This is a genomic window from Vibrio astriarenae, from assembly GCF_010587385.1.
GTDB classification, from domain to species: domain Bacteria; phylum Pseudomonadota; class Gammaproteobacteria; order Enterobacterales; family Vibrionaceae; genus Vibrio; species Vibrio astriarenae.
In genome coordinates, this window is record NZ_CP047475.1 from 1607870 (window position 1) to 1627684 (window position 19815).

Sequence of the window (19815 nt, forward strand, 5' to 3'; positions counted from 1 at the left end):
GCTACTCAAATCACCTTGGGTACAAAGCGTCATTAGACAAATTTGTACGCAAAGTCACTTACCTCACTCTTTAGTGCTTAATTCTTCTACACACCAAATAATTGATTCAAAAAGAATTCGGCGCCTATTGTACAAAAGTAGCAGTTCTATTCCAGTTGATGGCCAAATTGCCAACACTTTTTCGTAAAACTGGCTTTTAAGTGTCGATTATTCAGACATCAAGGCATAAAAAAACCGGGCTAAAAAGCCCGGTTTCTATTTACACTAATTGCGATTAGTCTTCTGATTCTGCATCAGTTGCGTCATCAGCTTTTGCTTCTGGTGCAGATGTATCAGCTGCGGTAGCTTCGCCGCCTTCCACTGACTCTTCTTCACCGTCAACAAGTTCCGCTTCTTCGATCTCTTCGATGCGTTGTAGGCCAACGACAGACTCATCTTCAGCAGTACGAATCAGAGTAACACCTTGCGTGTTACGGCCAACTTGGCTCACTTCCGCAACACGTGTACGAACTAGCGTACCTGCGTCAGTGATCATCATCATTTCGTCGCCTTCCTCAACTTGGATTGCGCCGACTACTGGACCATTACGGTCAGAAACCTTAATAGAAACAACACCTTGTGTCGCACGACCTTTAGTCGGGTACTCTGCAAGTTCTGTACGCTTACCGTAACCATTTTGCGTCACAGTTAGGATGTCACCCTCATTAGAAGGAACAATCAACGACACAACTTGGTCATCGTCAGCCAGCTTCATACCGCGAACACCCGCTGCAGTACGACCCATTGCACGAACTTTATCTTCGTTAAAGCGAACAACTTTACCCGCTTTGGAGAACAACATAATGTCGCTTGAACCTGTTGTGATATCAACACCAATCAGTGAATCATCATCACGCAGGTTAACAGCAATAAGGCCATTCGCACGTACATTGGCAAATTGGTCTAGCGATGTTTTCTTAACGGTGCCGTCGCCTGTTGCCATAAAGATGTACTTGTCAGCATCAAACTCAGATACAGGCAGAATCGCAGTGATACGCTCGTTCTCTTCTAGAGGCAGAATGTTCACAATTGGCTTACCACGTGCGGTACGGCTTGCTAGTGGCAATTGATAGACTTTCAGACGGTAAGTCTTACCACGCGTCGAGAAACATAGGATGTTATCGTGCGTGTTCGCAACCAATAGACGTTCGATGTAGTCTTCATCTTTCATCTTCGTTGCGCTCTTACCTTTACCACCACGGCGCTGTGCTTCGTAGTCGCTTAGGATTTGGTACTTAACATAGCCTTCATGTGACAGTGTCACCACAACATCTTCACGAGCAATCAGCTCTTCCATGTCGATATCATGGCTAGCCGCTGTAATTTCAGTACGACGAGAATCACCGTAACCTTCACGAATAGCTTCTAGCTCTTCACGAATCACTTCCATCAAGCGTTCTGTGCTTGCAAGGATGTGCATTAGCTCTGCGATTTCTTCTAGCAGGGCCTTGTATTCATCGAGAATCTTCTCGTGCTCTAGACCCGTCAGACGGTGTAGACGAAGCTCTAGAATCGCTTGCGCTTGAGTTTCCGTTAGGAAGTATTGACCATCACGGATACCAAACTCTGGCTCTAGCCACTCTGGACGAGCTGCGTCAGTACCCGCACGCTCTAGCATAGATGCTACGTTGCCAAGATCCCAACCGCGCGAAACAAGACCTACTTTCGCCTCTGCTGGCGTTGGTGCGTTCTTGATAAGCTCAATAACTTCGTCAATGTTTGCTAGCGCTAGTGACAATGCTTCAAGGATATGAGCACGCTCACGAGCCTTACGCAATTCAAAGATAGTACGACGAGTCACGACCTCACGGCGGTGATCAACGAAGCACTTCAGCATCTCTTTTAGGTTGAATAGCTTAGGCTGGCCGTTATCGAGCGCAACCATGTTGATACCGAACGTCGTCTGAAGCTGAGTTTGAGCGTAAAGGTTGTTCAGAACCACTTCACCCACAGCATCACGCTTACATTCGATAACAATACGCATACCGTCTTTATCAGACTCATCGCGCAGTGCACTAATACCTTCTACTTTCTTATCTTTAACAAGCTCGGCGATCTTCTCAATCAGACGCGCTTTGTTCACTTGATAAGGAATTTCAGTAACGATGATGGTCTCTTTGCCGTTCTTATCACTTTCGATATCGGCTTTAGAGCGCATGTAGATTTTACCGCGACCCGTTTTGTAGGCGTCAACGATGCCTTTACGGCCACTGATCAATGCAGCAGTCGGGAAATCAGGGCCAGGAATGTAATCCATTAGCTCATCAATCGTAATCGCTTCATTGTTGATGTATGCAAGACAGCCATCAATCACTTCGCCCAAGTTATGAGGAGGAATGTTGGTTGCCATACCTACTGCGATACCGGACGAACCGTTAACCAATAGGTTAGGAATCTTAGTTGGAAGAACCGCTGGAATTTGCTCCGTACCATCGTAGTTTGGTACGTAATCCACAGTTTCTTTGTCTAGGTCTGCCAGTAGCTCGTGGGCAATTTTCGCCATACGAACTTCGGTATAACGCATTGCCGCAGCGGAGTCGCCATCGATTGAGCCAAAGTTACCTTGACCATCGACAAGCATGTAACGCAGCGAAAACGGCTGCGCCATACGTACGATAGTGTCGTATACCGCACTATCACCGTGTGGGTGATATTTACCGATTACGTCGCCGACAACACGGGCAGATTTTTTATATGGTTTATTCCAATCGTTGCCTAGTACATTCATCGCGAATAAAACGCGGCGGTGCACTGGTTTTAGGCCATCACGCACATCTGGAAGAGCACGACCCACGATAACTGACATCGCGTAGTCTAGGTATGAACCTCTAAGCTCATCTTCAATGTTTACGGGCGTGATCTCTTTTGCTAGATCGCTCATAGAGCCATTGTCCCTCTATAGTTTGATCGTATTTACAATACGTATAAGGAGAAAAAATATAACACATAATAGTTGGTAACGGCATTACTTTCCCTACCGTTTTCGCTGGTTGTGACCTGTATTACGCTCTAAGTGGTGAGTTTCCATACAATCAGTGTGTAGATGACTGAAAAGTGTTTATTTTTTATTCGGTTACTTCTCAATTCTCTCCAGTTTGGAATTTAGAGTTGGGTTAAATTATCGGTAAAAAGTCACTAGACTGATCCTTTTCATTCGCTAATATGGGCGCATTCTCTTTTTTATCGAGCACGTAGCATGACAAACGGACAAAACGTCGACCCTAAGGAAATTCGTAAATTTGAAGAGATGGCCTCTCGTTGGTGGGATCTAGAAGGTGAGTTTAAACCTCTCCACCAAATCAACCCACTACGCCTAAACTACGTCCTTGATAACGCAAATGGTCTTTTTGATAAGCACGTGTTAGATGTGGGTTGCGGTGGCGGCATCTTAGCAGAAAGCATGGCAAAGCAAGGTGCTATTGTCACTGGGTTGGACATGGGTAAAGAGCCATTAGAAGTCGCTCGTCTACATAGTTTAGAAAGTGGTATTAAAGTCTCCTACACGCAAAGCACTGTAGAGCAACACGCACAAGACCACCCAGAGCAATACGATGTTGTCACCTGCATGGAAATGCTCGAACACGTACCAGACCCTCAGTCTGTCATCCGCGCTGTGAGCCACTTGGTCAAACCCGGCGGACATGTTTTCTTCTCAACGCTGAACCGCAATATTAAGTCGTACTTATTTGCCATCGTTGGTGCCGAGAAGTTACTCAAAATCGTTCCGGAAGGTACGCATGACCATGAAAAATTCATCAAGCCATCGGAAATGATCAAAATGATCGACCACACCGTGCTGCAAGAAAGAGGGATAACCGGACTGCACTATAACCCACTCACAGACAGCTACCGCTTGGGCTCAAATGTCGATGTAAACTATATCGTTCATTGCATTAAACCAATTTAAGCAACCAAGTGATTGATCTATAAGCATCGTAGCCTTTTCTGAGCGACGGTGCTTATTACAAGCCATACCAATCACTCACAACATTCAAAACTCTCATTAACAGAAATGTCATCTGTTTGGTTGCAAATTGCACCAAAAGTTTGAGCTGTAACTGATAAAAAAGATCAAGCAAAATATTTTTTTCTAAGGCTAGCTTTTAATCATTTAAGAAACTGCGAATTTCTGTCGCTAAACCTGCCCTTTCTTCATCGGTGAGTAGTCACTAACAATTATTTTCAATTTGCCGTCATTTGGCACTATTTGTAGTGGTCTGTGTTCTTGCCAAATACGAAATATAGCACTATCTTGTACACCATTAACGAGAAAGACCCCATATGTAGTGTTTTCAGCAATCGCACAAGCGGATAATGATCACAAAGCGAAACCACGCATATACAAAAGTTACATACAATTCCAGCTTTGATCAGTTTTCTTAGGGAAATAAAGAAGAATGAACCAACAACTTACCGTTACTAAGCGTAATGGTCGCAAAGAAAGTATCGATTTAGAGAAAATCCACCGAGTGATTACTTGGGCAGCAGAAGGTCTCAACAATGTTTCTGTTTCTCAGGTAGAACTGAAAGCTCACATTCAGTTCTATGACGGCATCACTACATCTGATATCCATGAAACAATCATCAAGTCTGCCGCCGACCTTATCTCTGAAGAGACTCCTGATTATCAATACCTTGCTGCTCGCCTAGCTATCTTTCATCTTCGCAAGAAGGCCTATGGGCAATATGAGCCACCGAAGCTGTACGAGCACGTTGCTCGTTTAGTTGATATGGGCAAGTATGATCACCACTTGTTGGAAGATTACACGAAAGAAGAGCTTGAGCTACTTGATGGCTACATCGATCATAAACGCGACCTAGACTTCTCATATGCAGCAGTTAAACAGTTGGAAGGTAAATACTTCGTTCAAAACCGTGTTTCCGGTGAGATCTATGAAAGTGCGCAGTTCCTATATATGTTGGTTTCCGCTTGCCTATTCGCTACCTATCCGAAAGAGACGCGTCTTGATTACATCAAGCGCTTTTACGATGCGACATCAACATTTAAGATCTCGCTACCCACTCCAATTATGTCGGGTGTGCGTACGCCTACTCGTCAATTCAGCTCATGCGTACTGATCGAGTGTGGTGATAGCTTAGACTCAATCAATGCAACAGCGAGCTCTATTGTACGCTACGTATCTCAACGTGCCGGCATTGGTATCAACGCAGGCCGTATCCGCGCTCTAGGCTCTGAAATCCGTGGGGGTGAAGCGTTCCACACAGGTTGTGTTCCATTTTATAAATACTTCCAGACGGCGGTGAAATGCTGCTCTCAAGGTGGTGTGCGTGGTGGCGCTGCAACAGTGTTCTACCCTATCTGGCACCGTGAATCGCCTTCTTTGATGGTTCTAAAGAATAACCGTGGTGTTGAAGAAAACCGTGTTCGCCATATGGACTATGGTGTTCAACTTAACAAGTTGATGTACCAACGCCTAGTAGAGGGTGGCAACATTACGCTGTTCTCTCCATCCGACGTTCCGGGTCTATATGATGCATTCTTCCAAGACCAAGCAGAATTCGAACGCCTGTATGTAAAATACGAGAACGATCCTTCAATCAAGAAAGAGACGGTTAAAGCCATTGAGATGTTCTCTATCTTGATGCAAGAGCGCGCATCTACGGGCCGTATTTACGTTCAGAACGTGGACCACTGTAATACTCATAGCCCATTTGACGCGCAGGTAGCACCAGTACGTCAGTCTAACTTGTGTCTTGAGATTGCGCTGCCAACCAAGCCGCTGTCTAATGTTGAAGATGAAGAAGGTGAAATCGCGCTTTGTACTCTTTCTGCATTCAACCTTGGTGCAATTGAGTCGCTTGATGACTTTGAAGAACTCTCTGAGCTCGTTGTTCGCGCCCTAGATGCACTGCTTGATTACCAAGACTACCCTCTACCTGCTGCTTACCGTTCAACAATGAACCGTCGCACACTCGGTGTTGGTGTAATCAACTTTGCTTACTACCTAGCGAAAAATGGCACCAAATACTCTGACGGCAGTGCAAATGGCCTGACTCACCGTACGTTTGAAGCCATGCAATACTACTTGCTGAAAGCGTCAGTTGAGCTGGCTAAAGAGCAAGGTGCATGTCCGTTATTTAACGAGACAAACTACGCAAAAGGCCTACTGCCAATCGACACGTACAAGAAAGATATCGACCTAATTTGTGATGAGCCTCTTCACTACGATTGGGATGGGCTGCGCCAGGAAATCATGGAGCATGGACTGCGTAACTCTACTCTGACAGCACTAATGCCATCTGAGACATCATCACAGATTTCAAATGCGACCAACGGTATCGAGCCACCACGTGGTTACGTTTCCGTAAAAGCATCGAAAGACGGTATTTTGAAGCAAGTGGTTCCTGAGTTTACGAAGTACAAAGATAACTACGAGCTACTTTGGGATATTGGTGGTAACGATGGTTACCTGCACCTAGTCGGTATCATTCAGAAGTTTGTTGACCAGGCAATCTCTGCAAACACAAACTATGACCCGAGCCGCTACGAAAGCGGTAAGGTACCAATGAAGAAGCTGCTGCAAGACCTATTGACAGCTTACAAGTTTGGTGTAAAAACCCTGTACTACCATAACACCCGTGATGGCGCGAAAGACGACCAAAAAGATGCGGTGCAAGCACAAGATGACGATTGTGCAGGTGGCGGCTGTAAGATCTAGTTCTTTTCAGCACTCAACAAGAAAGTAATCTCGTAGCCAGCACTTCGGTGCTGGCCGCTAAAGGAAGCAAATTATCATGGCTTACAGCACTTTTAACCGAAATAAGAATGACCAACTCAAAGAGCCAATGTTCCTTGGTCAATCTGTCAACGTCGCGCGTTACGACCAACAAAAGTTTGAGATCTTCGAAAAGTTGATCGAAAAGCAACTCTCTTTCTTCTGGCGACCAGAGGAAGTCGATGTATCAAGTGACCGCATCGATTTTAATAAACTGCCAGAGCATGAGAAGCATATTTTCATCTCAAACTTGAAGTATCAAACGCTATTGGACTCTATCCAAGGTCGTTCTCCAAACGTTGCTCTACTGCCCTTAGTATCGCTACCAGAGGTAGAAACTTGGATCGAAACTTGGTCATTCTCTGAGACGATTCACTCTCGCTCATACACTCACATCATCCGTAATATCGTGAACGATCCTGCGGTTGTTTTTGATGACATTGTCGAGAACAAGCACATCTTGAAGCGTGCTGAGGATATTTCTCACTATTACGACAAGCTTATCGAGATGAGTAACGACTACCATCGTTACGGTGAAGGCGAACACACAATTAACGGCGAAACGGTTAAGGTTTCTCTATACGAGCTTAAAAAGCAGTTGTATATCTGTTTGATGTCGGTCAATGCCCTAGAAGCTATCCGTTTCTATGTCAGCTTTGCGTGTTCTTTTGCTTTTGCAGAGCGCGAACTGATGGAAGGTAATGCGAAGATCATCAAGCTGATCGCTCGTGACGAAGCACTTCACTTAACCGGTACACAGCATATGATTAACCTGCTGCGCAACGGTCAAGATGACTTTACCTTTATGCAAATCGCTGAAGAGGCAAAACAAGAGTGTTTCGATCTATTCAAAGCGGCTGCTGAGCAAGAGAAAGAGTGGGCAGAATATCTATTTAAAGACGGTTCTATGATTGGTCTTAACAAAGATATCCTGTGTCAGTACGTTGAATACATCACCAACATCCGTATGCAAGCCGTAGGCTTAGCGCCAGCGTACCCAGAAGCAACCAGCAACCCTATCCCATGGATCAACGCTTGGTTGTCTTCTGATAATGTACAGGTGGCACCACAAGAAGCTGAAATCAGCTCTTACCTTGTTGGTCAGATCGACAACGAGGTCTCTGCTGATGACTTTGAGGGCTTCGAACTGTAATGGTCACCATCAAAATCAACCGCGTCACCGCGATTAACGCCTCACCTCAAGACACCCTTCTTGAGGCGATGGAGAAAGCGGGGTTAGAGCCAGAGTATCACTGTCGTGATGGGCATTGCGGCGCATGTCGTTGTCAGCTATCACAAGGTGATGTCGACTCGGTTGGTTTTGCGATGGCGTATACAAACCCTGGTGAAGTGCTTGCTTGTATAAGCAAACCGAAAGGAAACCTGTCACTAGACAACGTTCGATACCAGCATAAAAAAGTATCCGCCTAATCAAATGATTTACGCTAGTCGGGATAGCTCAACGTTATCCCGGTTTTTTTTTCGTCCTTTATTTGATGACATGCCATTGTCGCTGCTCGATGAGCTTGTCCAACTCTGAAACCGATTGATTCACTTCCCGTTGAAGCCATTCCACTAACTCTAACATGACAGGACTGCTTTGTTTTATATGGCAATAGTAGCGCCAATCACTGGGCACAATTTTTGAGCCATTTGCTGCTGTTAAATAGCCTTGCTCTATTTCCGGTAAGATAAGCATCAAATCTGTCACCGTGACCCCCTGCCCAGCCAGACAGGCACTTAATGCAAGTTCTAACGTGAAGAAGGTCGTGTGACGGACTTTGTTAGAGTCTTTATATCCTGTACTTTTCAGCCAGTGATGCCAATCGAAATGGTCTTGTGTGGCATGAATTCGCGGCTGGGCCAATACATAATTAAGATCCATCACTTGCCGATCATCCCGCTGTGCAATCACTGCAGCCATGTACTCATCTCTCAGATAATATACATTGTCCCCTTGAGGTCGCTGTCGCGTACATGAAATGAGTAAATCACAGTCATCAGTCGCAAACGTACTGTTGTCCTCAAGCATAGGAACAACGACAACTTCGTGATCAGGAAACCTTTCATTAAGATGATGGATCTTCGCAATCAAAAACCGCGTGGCAAAACTCAGCGAGGCTTTGATGACGATGCGTTTGCCCTGCTCTGATTTCCAACTTCCTACTAGCTGATCTAACTGACTATATTGTCCTCTCAGTACTGTTTGCAGCTCTCTACCACGTTCGGTCACTTCGATGCTTCTATGATGTCGAGTAACAAGCTCGAACCCCAAAAACTCCTCAAGCTGTCTTACTTGTCGGCTGACTGCACTTTGTGTGACATGTAATTCTTGTGCAGCAAGCGTGAAACTCATGTGTCGTGCAACGCACTCAAACACTCGAAAAGCTTTTAAACTATGTGGAAGATGACGATACATATCACTTTTTCGCATGACTTTAACTCATGCTAGGATACCACAAATGTCGATTGAATACGACTGATGACAGCAGTATCTTGTGAGCATTAATTAAGAGGTAATCATGCGACTTATTCTTTCTCTCGCTTTTCCGCTGATCATTTCTCAGCTTATAGCACTGACTCTCGTGTTAACCGACATATGGTTCATGTCACACATCTCCGTCGCTGCACTCGCCGCGGGTGGCTTAGGCGCGTCTGTTTATAATTTTATTTTCATCATGGTCTCCAGTGTTGTGGGCTGTGTTGCCAACCTTGTCGCCATTGCTTACGGTAAGTTAGTGGCGCAAAAAGAAGTCGCTCAAGAGCAAATTAATGAGGCGGTTAAAGGGGGTATTCTTGTTTCATTTATTTCGACTGTCGGCTGTCTATTTCTCTTTAGCTATGCGCCAAGCTTTTTAGCTAAGGCTGGACAACCTACAGAAGTCATCCAAGATGCGATGCTCTACTTACACGCCGTAAAATGGGCCATGCTTCCCTCACTGCTTATCCTCGTATTTCGTGGGTTAGCGAGCGCGACTGGCAATGTTCGTTCGGTCATGTTTATGTCGATCGCCACCGTCATCATCAACGTTCCTCTAAGTTACGTTTTAGCCTTTCCGCTTGAGCTCGGTCTCGCCGGACTTGGATACGGCACCGCACTGTCTGCGTTCATTGTTGTGATGGGGTACGGGTATTGGCTGTTTAAACATCCGAGCTATCGTCAATATATTCCCTGGCACAATCTAAATCAGTATCGCTTAGGTTCGATGTTACCTATCGTCGGCCTTGGTGTGCCCATCATGCTCGCCGCGTTAATGGAAAATGGATTAATCTACGGCGGCACGCTGTTAGCGGGCACGATCAGTGTCACTGCTCTTGCTATCCATCAAGTTCTGTTACAGTGCTTGAGCTTTACCTGGAACATTAACTTTGGGTTCTCTCAAGCGGCCGCCATTCTTGTTGGTAGACAATATGGCGCCAATGATTTTGATGCGATTAAAGCAACGGCAGTCAAAAGCTTCGTCTTGATGACAATATTGAGCTGTATCTTTTGTGGGCTGTTCATCGCCTTTCCCGAAGTCATCATCAATATGTTTAACCTCGACAACTCCGGAGACGGCGCTGCGCTGTTATTTAAAACCGTGCTTTGGGTTGTGGCTATCTCTTTTGTGGTGGATGCATGGCAATTATTGGCCATCAACCTACTCAGAGGAATGAAGATTGTGAACGGTCCAACGATTGTTACCGCGTTCGGGTATTGGGGATTTGGTATCCCAAGTGCGTGGTATTTGACTCAGCACTATGGACTGACTGGAATTTGGGGAGGTATTGGTATCGGACTGGCAGTAACCGGCGTGATTCTTGTTGTGATGCTTTATAACAGGCTTGTTAAAGAGACCCGTATGCCAATGGAAAGCTCCCCTATTTAGGAGAGCTCCCATCGATATCTCTCTAGCTATTTAACTATTTGCTATTGAGCATTGAGGCTGGGATAAACAGCTCTTTACTGCGAGTGACCGAAGAGTAGTTGGCAAAGACATGCGTCGAAGAAAGCACTCGGCGCAACATGTCCATAGCAATGGTCGCGATAACAATACGTGCATCATCAGCACTGTATTGGCGATTGAAAGAGAGCACTTGCCCCCACTCTCCTTGATCAGTCGCCACCGCTAGACTGAAGGTTTGACCGTCGAGCTCACCAGTGACAACAGAAATGTCACTCTTACAACGATCCTTACTTGCGGCACCCATAGCCAATGCTGCCGCCAGAGGATCGTTCTCAGCAATCAAACAAGGGCTATCACTGCCCAATACCCACGCTGAGCCAATTTTGCTTTGCGCATTTTTGTCAGAGTTCGACCAGTAGCTCAAATAGCCATAGGTGGACTCCTCGGCTAGCGATACCGTTAAGTCTTTCTCAACTAACAGGTGACCAATGTGCGCAATCATCGTTTCATCGATGCTCACCACATAATCTGAAATCAACTGATAGATCATTTGTACTAACTTAGCGCGAACTTCAACATTGTCAGCGGGCCCCATGAGCTTCACTTCGATAAATGGTAACGCAGAGCGGTAACCCAGTGTGTAGTTAGCTGGAAGGTCAAATTTAGACAAGATGTCGGATAATTGAGACTCTGTGCTGCCAAAGGTAAACAAACGACTAAAGCGCAAAGGCTCCAACTCCGTCACGGATGACTTCATCTGAGGACAAACCTCGTTTTCTATCATCTGTTTAAACTCTCTTGGTACACCTGGGGTGAAGTAAAGATCGCAATCATTTAAGCGAACTTTAAAGCCGCATGCTGTGCCGATAGCGTTATCGATTAACTCTGAACCGACGGGCAGCATTGCCTGTTTGATATTGCTTTCGGGCATGGTTTTGCCGCGTGTTAAAAAGAACTGCTGCATATGAGCAAGCCAGCCCTCATTCAGCTCCAGTTCCACTTCAGCCGCCGCCGCAATGGCTTCAGCGCTCATGTCATCAGTGGTTGGCCCAAGACCACCATTCACGATAACGATATCGTTATTAAAACTTAGCATGACAAGCTCTTCGATGAGCATTGTCAGATGGTCGCCAACGGTTGAGCGTTTTGTCAGTGCTAAACCTTGTTCAAAAAGATATTCAGAAAGCCAAGCAGCGTTGGTATCAACAATATCACCGTGAAGTACTTCTTCACCTGTACTGAGCATTGCTATTTTTGCCATGAAGACTGTAAATCCTTGTATTTTTATTAGTATTTTATCGTGCGAGTAATAAGAACAGAAAGCAGCTCAATAGCGATTGAGTCCCACTGCTTTTCTGATATCGCACGTTGTTCTTGCCAACCATGACATTTTACCCAAATGAAACACTCAACCAATAAATTTCACCTTTGGATCAGAGACTTTATATGCAATTGGTGACTTGAGTCTTGTTCTTGGTTGTAACTAGGCAGTAAAGCCATTGAACCACCTACTATTTGATTGAGAAAGTACTTTACTCAAATTTGACAGACAAATGACGAGGTTATCACCGGATTTTTGTTATGTGATTGAAATCAAAAAATGATTCCAATCTTTACGACTTTCATAGATAATCTCGTGCTTAAACATCCACTATCAGACCACTCGGAGTTTTCGTGTTAAGGACAAACCTTTCGGCCTTGTTGCTCGCTGCTTCTTCTACTGCTGCCGCACACTCTTTTAATGAGCATCAACATATCGAATTCTCTTACACGGTAGATTGCCAAGGTTCCTGCTGGAATCAGCCGTCACCGTATCGTTATCAACCAACCTTAGACCCATATACGATGAGTCTGGCTGAACCAGAGCTCAAGTTAGACGAAAAACCGCTCCCAAAATACCTGACAGTCCAAGACGAAAAGGACTGGGATTACTTAATGGGACAGACCTACACGATTCTTGGTTTGAGTGTGGCGACTGCCGGTTTAATGACTTTACTACCTGAGTCAATCACTAAGTGGGATGATGATCAGAGAAGCCTGAGTGACCTGGGTAAGAAGTGGAAAGATAACGTAAAAGAGGGCCCAGTTTGGGACCGTGACGAGCACTTTTTAAACTATGTAATGCACCCATACTTCGGTGGTGTTTACTACACCTCTGCACGTCATGCTGGCTTCAATGAATTTGAGTCATTCTTATACTCTGCATCGATGTCGACTTTCTTTTGGGAGTTTGGTGTAGAAGCTTTCGCTGAAGTACCGTCATGGCAGGATTTATTTATTACACCATTCTTTGGTGCCGTCGTCGGTGAAATGATGTTTGAAGCGGAACAAGATATCGTCGCTTCTGGTGGCGAAGTATGGGGTTCGAAGGGTATGGGCGATTTCACCCTATTCTTCTTAAACCCAGTGGGTCATATTCATGGGTGGGTGACCAACGCTTGGGGTGGCAGTGCCGAGTTCCAATTCAATCACTCTCCATGGTTCGGTAATGAGCAAGCGGCGAAGTTTGCAATGGACTCGGGTGCTTCTTACGACTCTCAATTTTATGGTGTCGAGCTTAAAGTCTACTTCAACTAGTCTAACTCACAGACCCTTACTTCTCTCTAAAAAACGGCACTAAGTGCCGTTTTTTTGTACCAAATCGTGCTGCACCCACAACTTTTAGCTCCGCCTACAACCTGATTTTAAAATCATGACCTTTATCATACATTTATCTTTACAGACCACTACACTGAATACATAACCTAGTGAGTCCTTTGAGCGCGATTTTCAAACGTTTGGTTTTCGCAAAAGGCACGAAGTATTTATGTCCAGGAGGCCAATATGAACAGTACGTTTATTGTCAACTTTGTCGGTACAGCAAAACCATCTACGATAAAGCAACTTGCTGCTGTCACCCATGAAAACGATGGCAAATGGCTTATTAGTAAAGTCAATTTCATTGAAGATCATGTCGCGGCAGTGATAAAAGTAGAAGTTCCCCCTGCTAATGAGTCGACCGTTAAAGAGGCCTTTCAGGGTCACCCAGGTCTTCTAGTGCAAATTCAAGATACTGACGCGCATGTTGGTAAAGCAGATACGATTCACCAAGTCAGACTCGATTCCAATGACCGTGCTGGTATTGTTAATGAAATCACACACGTGCTCGATGCAAAAGGCATATCCATTCTCGATATGGACTGTCATCGAGTGTTTGTAGCCGGCGGTGGTGGTGTAAGTTCAAGCTTGTTTAGTGCCAATATGGCCCTTAAGCTCTCTCCTGAACTGGATATCGAAGATGTCACCAAGGACTTAGAAATGCTCAGTGAGGACACGAGAGTTATCTTGGAGTCTTGAATTCCCAAATGATATAAAAATGGCATACCTAGGTATGCCATTTTCGGTTTAGCCAGACTTTACTTTACTGACCATTGCGATAACGATCGCTTAAAGTCACTGTAGTCAAACTCATTCAGTTTCTGAACCTCACCGGAAGAGCGCTCACAATAAACTGAAGGCATACGTAAGCCATTGAACCAATTCAGTTTAACCATGGTGTAGCCCGCACTATCCATGATGTGTAGTCGCTGACCGATTTGCAGTGGCGTGTCAAAACTCGCTTCACAGAACTGATCACCTGCTAGACAAGAGCATGAACCAATCACGTAGTCGTGTGCCCCACCCTCAGTCGCTTCAAGGATTGAGGCTGGCTCATCGTAAATGAGCGTATCAAGACGGTGAGCTTCCGTTGCTGAATCAACAATTGCTGTTGTTTTGACGTTTTCCACAATATCAACAACAGTGACAACCAAATCCGTTGTCTTCGTAATGATCGCTTCGCCAGGCTCTAGGTACAGTTGAACACCGTGTTTTTCTGAGAAACCTTTCAGTGCGACACCTAGCTTATCAATATTGTAACCTGGCCAAGTGAAGAATACACCGCCACCTAAACTTACCCAATCGAGCTTGTTTAAGTGCTCGCCAAACTGCTCTGAAATCGAATCCAATAAACCAACAAATGCATCAACGTCTTTGTTTTCACAGTTCATATGGAACATCACACCATCGATATTTTCGAATACTTCTGGTTTGATGTGGTCAGCTTGAACACCTAGACGTGAATATTTACGTGCTGGATTCGCTAAGTCTTGACCTGCATAGCTTACCCCAGGGTTTAAACGTAAACCCAGTGACGCTTTGCCTTCAACAATATGTCGGTATGCTGCCAATTGTGATTGCGAGTTAAAGATCATCTTGTCACAAATATCTGCAACTTCACGTACGTCATCTTCGCTATAACCTACGCTGTATGCGTGCGTTTCACCACCGAAAGTCTCATGGCCAAGTTTCACTTCAAACGGACCTGAGCTTGTTGTGCCATCAAGGTATGGCTTGATGATGTCAAATACGCCCCAAGTGGAAAAACACTTAAGTGCAAGGACGAGCTTCACACCTGAAATGTCCTTCAGGTGTTTGGCTTTTTCTAGGTTTGCAATCAACTTATCTTCGTTGATCATGAAATAAGGAGTTTTAAGTTCGTTATGCATTTTCTTTACCTTGAATGCCACGCATTCAACAGTCTTGATCGAACAAAGCCGATGCAAAAGCACCGGCTTATTCATTGCGCTATCTAGTGTTAACTAGAAATTATTTTAGCTTGTGAATAGTTGGCTGACCAGGCTCAAGCTCTTGCACGTGCCAGTCTAGGCCGATTTCAGGCATTGTTTCTAGGAACGGATCTGGGTCAAGCTGTTCCATGTTGAACACGCCCTTGTCTGCCCATTTACCACGGAAGAACTGCAGTGCGGCGGTAATAGCAGGAACACCCGTTGTGTAAGAGATCGCTTGATGCTCTACATCTTCGTAGGCTACTTCGTGGTCTGCATTGTTGTAGATGAACACGCTGCGCTCTTTGCCATCTTTCTTACCTTGTACCCAAGTGCCGATACAAGTCAGGCCTGTATAACCCGGTGCTAGTGACGTTGGGTCTGGTAGAAGCGCTTTGAGTACGTGCAGAGGCTGAACGACAGTACCGTCATGCAGTGTTAACGGGTCTGGACTAAGCAGACCGATGTCACGCATGCAGTTGAAGTAGTTTAGGTATTTGTCGCCAAAGCCCATCCAGAACTCGATACGTTTTGCAGGAATGAACTCTTGCATAGAACGTACTTCATCGTGCGCCATTGAGTAAACCTTGTGTGTACCACAGTTCGGGAAATCGAACTCAAGCATACGTGAGTGACAAGGTACCTGTTTCCACTCTTGGTTCTCCCAGTAGAAAGAGTCACCTTGGATTTCAAGCATGTTGGTTTCTGGATCGAAGTTAGTCGCAAACTTCTTACCGTGGTCACCCGCGTTCACATCCATTACGTCAATCGTATCGATCTCGTCGAATAGGTGTTTAACCGCGTAAGCAGCAAACACTGATACCACGCCTGGATCGAAACCAGCACCAAGAATACCTGTGATACCCGCTTCTTCGAACTTCTCACGGTAGCCCCACTGCCAATCATAAGCTTGTGGTACTTGCTGACCTTCTGAACATAGATCAACGGCAACAGACGTATCCAAGTAGTTTACCTTCGCTTGGTAACACGCTTCCATGATAGTCATGTTTACCCAAGGAGGGCCAGCATTGATAACGAGATCAGGTTTCACTTCCTTAATAAGCGCGACTAGAGCATCCACATCGTCAGCATTTACTGCACGAGCTTCTAGTTTCTTAGAAGTGTCTTTCAGGTTGTTTTTCTTCTGAATTGACTCGATGATTTTCTCACACTTACCGATAGTGCGTGATGCGATAGTAATATCACCAAGTACGTCGTTGTTTTGAGCCGCTTTATGCGCGACTACCCAGCCAACGCCACCTGCACCAATCTGTAGAATTGCCATAGTTTCGTTTACCTTATTTTTCAGTCTGGTTGCCAAGAATCTCAACCGCTAGGTGGTTGATCTCTTTTAGTAATTTTTCAAAGTCTGTTAAAGACAATGTTGGATTCAAAATAGTGAATTTCAGTGCCGATTTGCCATCAATGACAGTTTCACCCAACACTGCAATGCCACGAACAAGGGCTTCAATGCGTACTTTTTGGTTAAGCTTGTCAAAGTTTGCTGATTCACCAAGTGTAGTACGGAACAAAACAGTAGAAAGCGATGGACGAGCAAGCAACTCAAAACCTGATGTCGCTTCAACCATATCCGCGACCTGCTGAGTCTGCGCTAAAAGATGGTCATACATCTCACCTAGTGCCTGCGGGCCCACACTCTGCATAGTCATAAATACTTTCAAAGCATCAAAGCGCTTAGTTGTAGCGATAGATTTGTCTACCAGATTTGGCAGTTCATCGTGTTCACGGTTCAAGTAATCAGCATGGTGAAGTAGAAACTTAAAGTTAACCTTGTCATTCACCAATAGAGCACCACAACTGATGGTTTGGAAGAACAGCTTGTGGAAATCGACACTCACTGAACTTGCACGCTCGATGCCTGTAAGACGATCCTTCGAGCCACTTAGAATCAGCGCACCACCATAGGCACTGTCGACATGCATCCACATTTGGTGCTGCTGTGCAATATCGGCAATAGTGTTCAAATCATCAATCGCACCGTGGTCTGTTGTGCCTGCCGTTCCAACAATAGCAAACGGAATCAAACCTTGTGCTTTGGCATCGGCAACAACTTGCTCGATAAGCTCTGCTTTCATTGTGCCGTCTTGGTTTGCTGGTACAGTCAGGACGGCTTTCTCACCAAGACCCATCCATGAAGCTGATTTTTGCACCGTAAAGTGTGCGTTTTCAGAACATACTATACGAAGCTTGTCGGCGTATTCAGGCAAACCGAGCTTTTGAATCGAGTGACAACTCAACTTATCCGCAATCCAATCACGAGCAAGCATTAAGCCCATTTGGTTGCTTTGCGTACCGCCACTCGTCATGATGCCGTCAGATGAAGTGCCTAGCTCGTACTTATCACACAGCCAGTTCACGACTTTCTGCTCAACGTACGTCGCTGACGACGCTTGGTCCCATGAGTCCATAGACTGGTTAAGCGCACCGATCATCGCCTCTGCGGCGACTGAAGGCATTAACGGTGGCGTGTGTAGATGCGCAATACAGTTTGGATGCTGAGTAAAGATAGCATTCTTTGCAACCAGGTCGCTCGTGCTATCAATCACCTCTTTGAGACTCTTGTCTGAAGCATCTAGATTAACCGCATTGATCTGCTCTTCGAGTGCTTTAGGGTCTATACCCGAGTAAGGTTTCTCTACTTGCTCAAAGATCTCTTTCATCACCGCTGTGGTGTGATTCATCACCGAAGCAAACTCATCGGCACCTGCAGCGCCAGTATGAATGAAATGCTTTTTCCACTTGGTATTATCTGCAGGCTCTTCAATCAGCTTTGCGCCTGAGACAAGCATAGCCGCTTCAAGGGTACGTAGAGCAAAGTCAATTTGCTCAAAGGAAATGATCAATGGTGGTAAGAAACGAATGACTGAGCCATCACGGCCACCCTTCTCCACCATCAAGCCGCGCTCGAGTGCTGCTCGTTGAATTTTCAGCGTCAGTTCACCGTCAGAAGCAGGCTCACCAAATTTATTCAGCTCACCTGATGGCTTTTTGATCTCAACGCCAAGCATCAAGCCTTTACCACGAACTTCAGCGATACAGTTAACACGTTTTTGAATGTTCTCTAGGCCCAAACGGAGGTATTGGCCTGCAATGTTTGCATGCTCAACCAGGTTGTCACGTTCGATAATCTCAAGTGCCTTTGCACCTGATACCATCGCCATTTGGTTACCACGGAAGGTACCTGTGTGCTCACCAGGGCGCCATGTATCGACTTTCTTGTTAAACACAAGGATCGACATAGGCATACCGCCACCGATGGCTTTCGAAAGACAAAGAATATCTGGGCTGATACCTGCTTCTTCGAACGCAAAGCGGTAACCTGTTTTACCAACGCCACATTGAATTTCATCAAGGATCAACAGAATTTCATGTTCGTCACAGATACGACGAAGTTCACGAAGCCACTGTGCAGGCGCTGGAATGACACCACCTTCACCTTGTACTGGCTCAACAATGATCGCCGCTGGTTTCATGATACCGGCTTCGTCATCGTTCAATAGGCGCTCGATATAACGAATATTCGCCTTCGCACCCTCTTCACCCCCAAGGCCAAACGGGCAGCGCAGACTGTAAGGGAACGGCATAAAGTGAACATCAGACATCAAACCTGTGCGGCGAGCCTTAGTACCTAGGTTACCCATCATACCCATGGTACCGTTAGTCATACCATGGTATGCACCACGGAAAGCAAACATGGTGTTACGACCGGTTGTTTGCTTAGCGAGTTTGATCGCTGCTTCGACAGCATCTGCACCAGATGGGCCACAGAATTGAATCGCCGAGTCTTTGGCAAAATCTTCCGGAAGGAATGCTTTTACACGACGAATGAAGTTTGCTTTCGCTTCTGTCGTAATATCCAGAGTTTGATATGGCAAACCTGAATCAAGTTGATCTTTTAGTGCCTGATTGATTTCCGGGTGGTTATAACCCATTGCTAGCGTACCTGCGCCCGCTAGACAATCTAGAAATAGTTGACCACGAGTGTCTTCGACAAGTGCACCGTACGCTTTTTTGATCGCGATTGGTAGACGACGTGGATAAGAACGAACTTCAGACTCATGCTCTTGTTGCTCAAGTAACACTGAATCTAGAGTTAAATCATAAGTGCCTTCTAAAACTGGCACTTGAGAAGAGAAATTGCTTGCGATACTGGTATCGACTTCAAAGGCTGTGCTCATTTTTTTACCTTGAATCGAGAAAATACAACATAAGCCAGTCTTAATCCCTAGACGGCTAAAACTAAACTACGCCCTTGTTGAATATTCAACAAAGCGCATTTCCCACGAGATGTGGTTTGACTTAAATTGAGCTCAAGGTTCCGTGATATTGCTGGTCTGCAATACTGGGCATTTGAAAGGAATGGAGCTGATTAATGTGTCGTTAGTTTGTGATTTCAATGTTGGGTTTCCCATTTACATGTTGCCTTCTAGCAACACTAGTATCCCGTCTATCGGTAACCGCTTTACCGATACCTACCCTACGCAGCGTCACAATCAGCTTGAATGGTCACTACGCGTATCCCCCAGAATTGAGTTGTTTCTCAAC

The 19815-nt window shown here is 45.4% G+C and carries 13 protein-coding genes; 7 read left to right on the forward strand and 6 right to left on the reverse strand.

Going from position 1 to position 19815, the window contains the following annotated elements; all coding sequences use genetic code 11:
* Nucleotides 1–274: 274 nt before the first annotated feature.
* A complete protein-coding gene (gene gyrA / locus GT360_RS07690) occupies nt 275–2920 on the reverse strand; it encodes a DNA topoisomerase (ATP-hydrolyzing) subunit A (protein ID WP_164648302.1) in 2646 nt (881 codons plus the stop codon).
* A gap of 315 nt (nt 2921–3235) precedes the next feature.
* On the opposite strand from gyrA, the gene ubiG reads away from it, so the two are divergent.
* From ubiG to GT360_RS07710, 4 genes are all read left to right on the forward strand, one after another.
* Entirely contained in the window at nt 3236–3946 is a 711-nt protein-coding gene (ubiG, locus tag GT360_RS07695; protein WP_164648303.1) for a bifunctional 2-polyprenyl-6-hydroxyphenol methylase/3-demethylubiquinol 3-O-methyltransferase UbiG, read from the forward strand.
* Between the two features lie 490 nt (nt 3947–4436).
* On the forward strand, nt 4437–6719 hold the full coding sequence (gene nrdA, locus GT360_RS07700; protein ID WP_164648304.1) for a class 1a ribonucleoside-diphosphate reductase subunit alpha: 2283 nt from the start codon (nt 4437–4439) through the stop codon (nt 6717–6719).
* A gap of 76 nt (nt 6720–6795) precedes the next feature.
* The gene (gene nrdB, locus GT360_RS07705; RefSeq protein WP_164648305.1) at nt 6796–7929 is read left to right on the forward strand and encodes a class Ia ribonucleoside-diphosphate reductase subunit beta; all 1134 of its coding nucleotides are present in this window, start codon (nt 6796–6798) and stop codon (nt 7927–7929) included.
* Complete coding sequence (locus GT360_RS07710) at nt 7929–8207, forward strand: 2Fe-2S iron-sulfur cluster-binding protein (RefSeq protein ID WP_164648306.1); 279 nt, start codon at nt 7929–7931, stop codon at nt 8205–8207. Before nrdB ends, GT360_RS07710 begins: the two co-directional genes overlap by 1 nt.
* Nucleotides 8208–8265: 58 nt before the next feature.
* On the opposite strand, the gene GT360_RS07715 is transcribed toward GT360_RS07710, so the two are convergent.
* Entirely contained in the window at nt 8266–9132 is an 867-nt protein-coding gene (locus GT360_RS07715) for a LysR family transcriptional regulator (RefSeq protein WP_239502532.1), read from the reverse strand.
* A gap of 166 nt (nt 9133–9298) precedes the next feature.
* Between GT360_RS07715 and GT360_RS07720 the strand changes: the two genes are divergently transcribed.
* Nucleotides 9299–10645 (forward strand): MATE family efflux transporter, encoded by a 1347-nt coding sequence (locus GT360_RS07720; RefSeq protein ID WP_164648307.1) that lies wholly within the window; start codon nt 9299–9301, stop codon nt 10643–10645.
* Nucleotides 10646–10679: 34 nt separating this feature from the next.
* Here the strand turns inward: GT360_RS07720 and GT360_RS07725 are convergent, their stop codons facing one another.
* Nucleotides 10680–11924: a CinA family nicotinamide mononucleotide deamidase-related protein gene (locus GT360_RS07725; RefSeq protein WP_164648308.1), complete on the reverse strand. Its 1245-nt coding sequence runs from the start codon at nt 11922–11924 to the stop codon at nt 10680–10682.
* Between the two features lie 413 nt (nt 11925–12337).
* Between GT360_RS07725 and GT360_RS07730 the strand changes: the two genes are divergently transcribed.
* Both GT360_RS07730 and GT360_RS07735 read left to right on the forward strand, forming a co-directional pair.
* Nucleotides 12338–13240, forward strand: coding sequence for a DUF3943 domain-containing protein (locus GT360_RS07730; protein WP_164648309.1), 903 nt, complete (start codon nt 12338–12340; stop codon nt 13238–13240).
* A gap of 246 nt (nt 13241–13486) precedes the next feature.
* The gene (locus tag GT360_RS07735; RefSeq protein ID WP_164648310.1) at nt 13487–13999 is read left to right on the forward strand and encodes a glycine cleavage system transcriptional repressor; all 513 of its coding nucleotides are present in this window, start codon (nt 13487–13489) and stop codon (nt 13997–13999) included.
* Between the two features lie 59 nt (nt 14000–14058).
* Here GT360_RS07735 and nspC read toward each other — a convergent pair whose 3' ends face one another.
* From nspC to GT360_RS07750, 3 genes are all read right to left on the reverse strand, one after another.
* Nucleotides 14059–15189 (reverse strand): carboxynorspermidine decarboxylase, encoded by a 1131-nt coding sequence (gene nspC, locus GT360_RS07740; protein ID WP_164648311.1) that lies wholly within the window; start codon nt 15187–15189, stop codon nt 14059–14061.
* Nucleotides 15190–15289: 100 nt separating this feature from the next.
* Nucleotides 15290–16534, reverse strand: coding sequence for a carboxynorspermidine synthase (locus tag GT360_RS07745; RefSeq protein WP_164648312.1), 1245 nt, complete (start codon nt 16532–16534; stop codon nt 15290–15292).
* A 13-nt stretch (nt 16535–16547) separates the two neighbouring features.
* On the reverse strand, nt 16548–19448 hold the full coding sequence (locus tag GT360_RS07750) for a pyridoxal phosphate-dependent class III aminotransferase (RefSeq protein ID WP_164648313.1): 2901 nt from the start codon (nt 19446–19448) through the stop codon (nt 16548–16550).
* Nucleotides 19449–19815: the final 367 nt, after the last annotated feature.

Bases quoted from the DNA above. Each gene is read 5' to 3' on its own strand.
- gyrA (WP_164648302.1), bottom strand. From the start codon at position 2,920: ATGAGCGATCTAGCAAAAGAGATCACGCCCGTAAACATTGAAGATGAG.
- ubiG (WP_164648303.1), top strand. From the start codon at position 3,236: ATGACAAACGGACAAAACGTCGACCCTAAGGAAATTCGTAAATTTGAA.
- nrdA (WP_164648304.1), top strand. From the start codon at position 4,437: ATGAACCAACAACTTACCGTTACTAAGCGTAATGGTCGCAAAGAAAGT.
- nrdB (WP_164648305.1), top strand. From the start codon at position 6,796: ATGGCTTACAGCACTTTTAACCGAAATAAGAATGACCAACTCAAAGAG.
- GT360_RS07710 (WP_164648306.1), top strand. From the start codon at position 7,929: ATGGTCACCATCAAAATCAACCGCGTCACCGCGATTAACGCCTCACCT.
- GT360_RS07715 (WP_239502532.1), bottom strand. From the start codon at position 9,132: ATGAGTTTCACGCTTGCTGCACAAGAATTACATGTCACACAAAGTGCA.
- GT360_RS07720 (WP_164648307.1), top strand. From the start codon at position 9,299: ATGCGACTTATTCTTTCTCTCGCTTTTCCGCTGATCATTTCTCAGCTT.
- GT360_RS07725 (WP_164648308.1), bottom strand. From the start codon at position 11,924: ATGGCAAAAATAGCAATGCTCAGTACAGGTGAAGAAGTACTTCACGGT.
- GT360_RS07735 (WP_164648310.1), top strand. From the start codon at position 13,487: ATGAACAGTACGTTTATTGTCAACTTTGTCGGTACAGCAAAACCATCT.
- nspC (WP_164648311.1), bottom strand. From the start codon at position 15,189: ATGCATAACGAACTTAAAACTCCTTATTTCATGATCAACGAAGATAAG.
- GT360_RS07745 (WP_164648312.1), bottom strand. From the start codon at position 16,534: ATGGCAATTCTACAGATTGGTGCAGGTGGCGTTGGCTGGGTAGTCGCG.
- GT360_RS07750 (WP_164648313.1), bottom strand. From the start codon at position 19,448: ATGAGCACAGCCTTTGAAGTCGATACCAGTATCGCAAGCAATTTCTCT.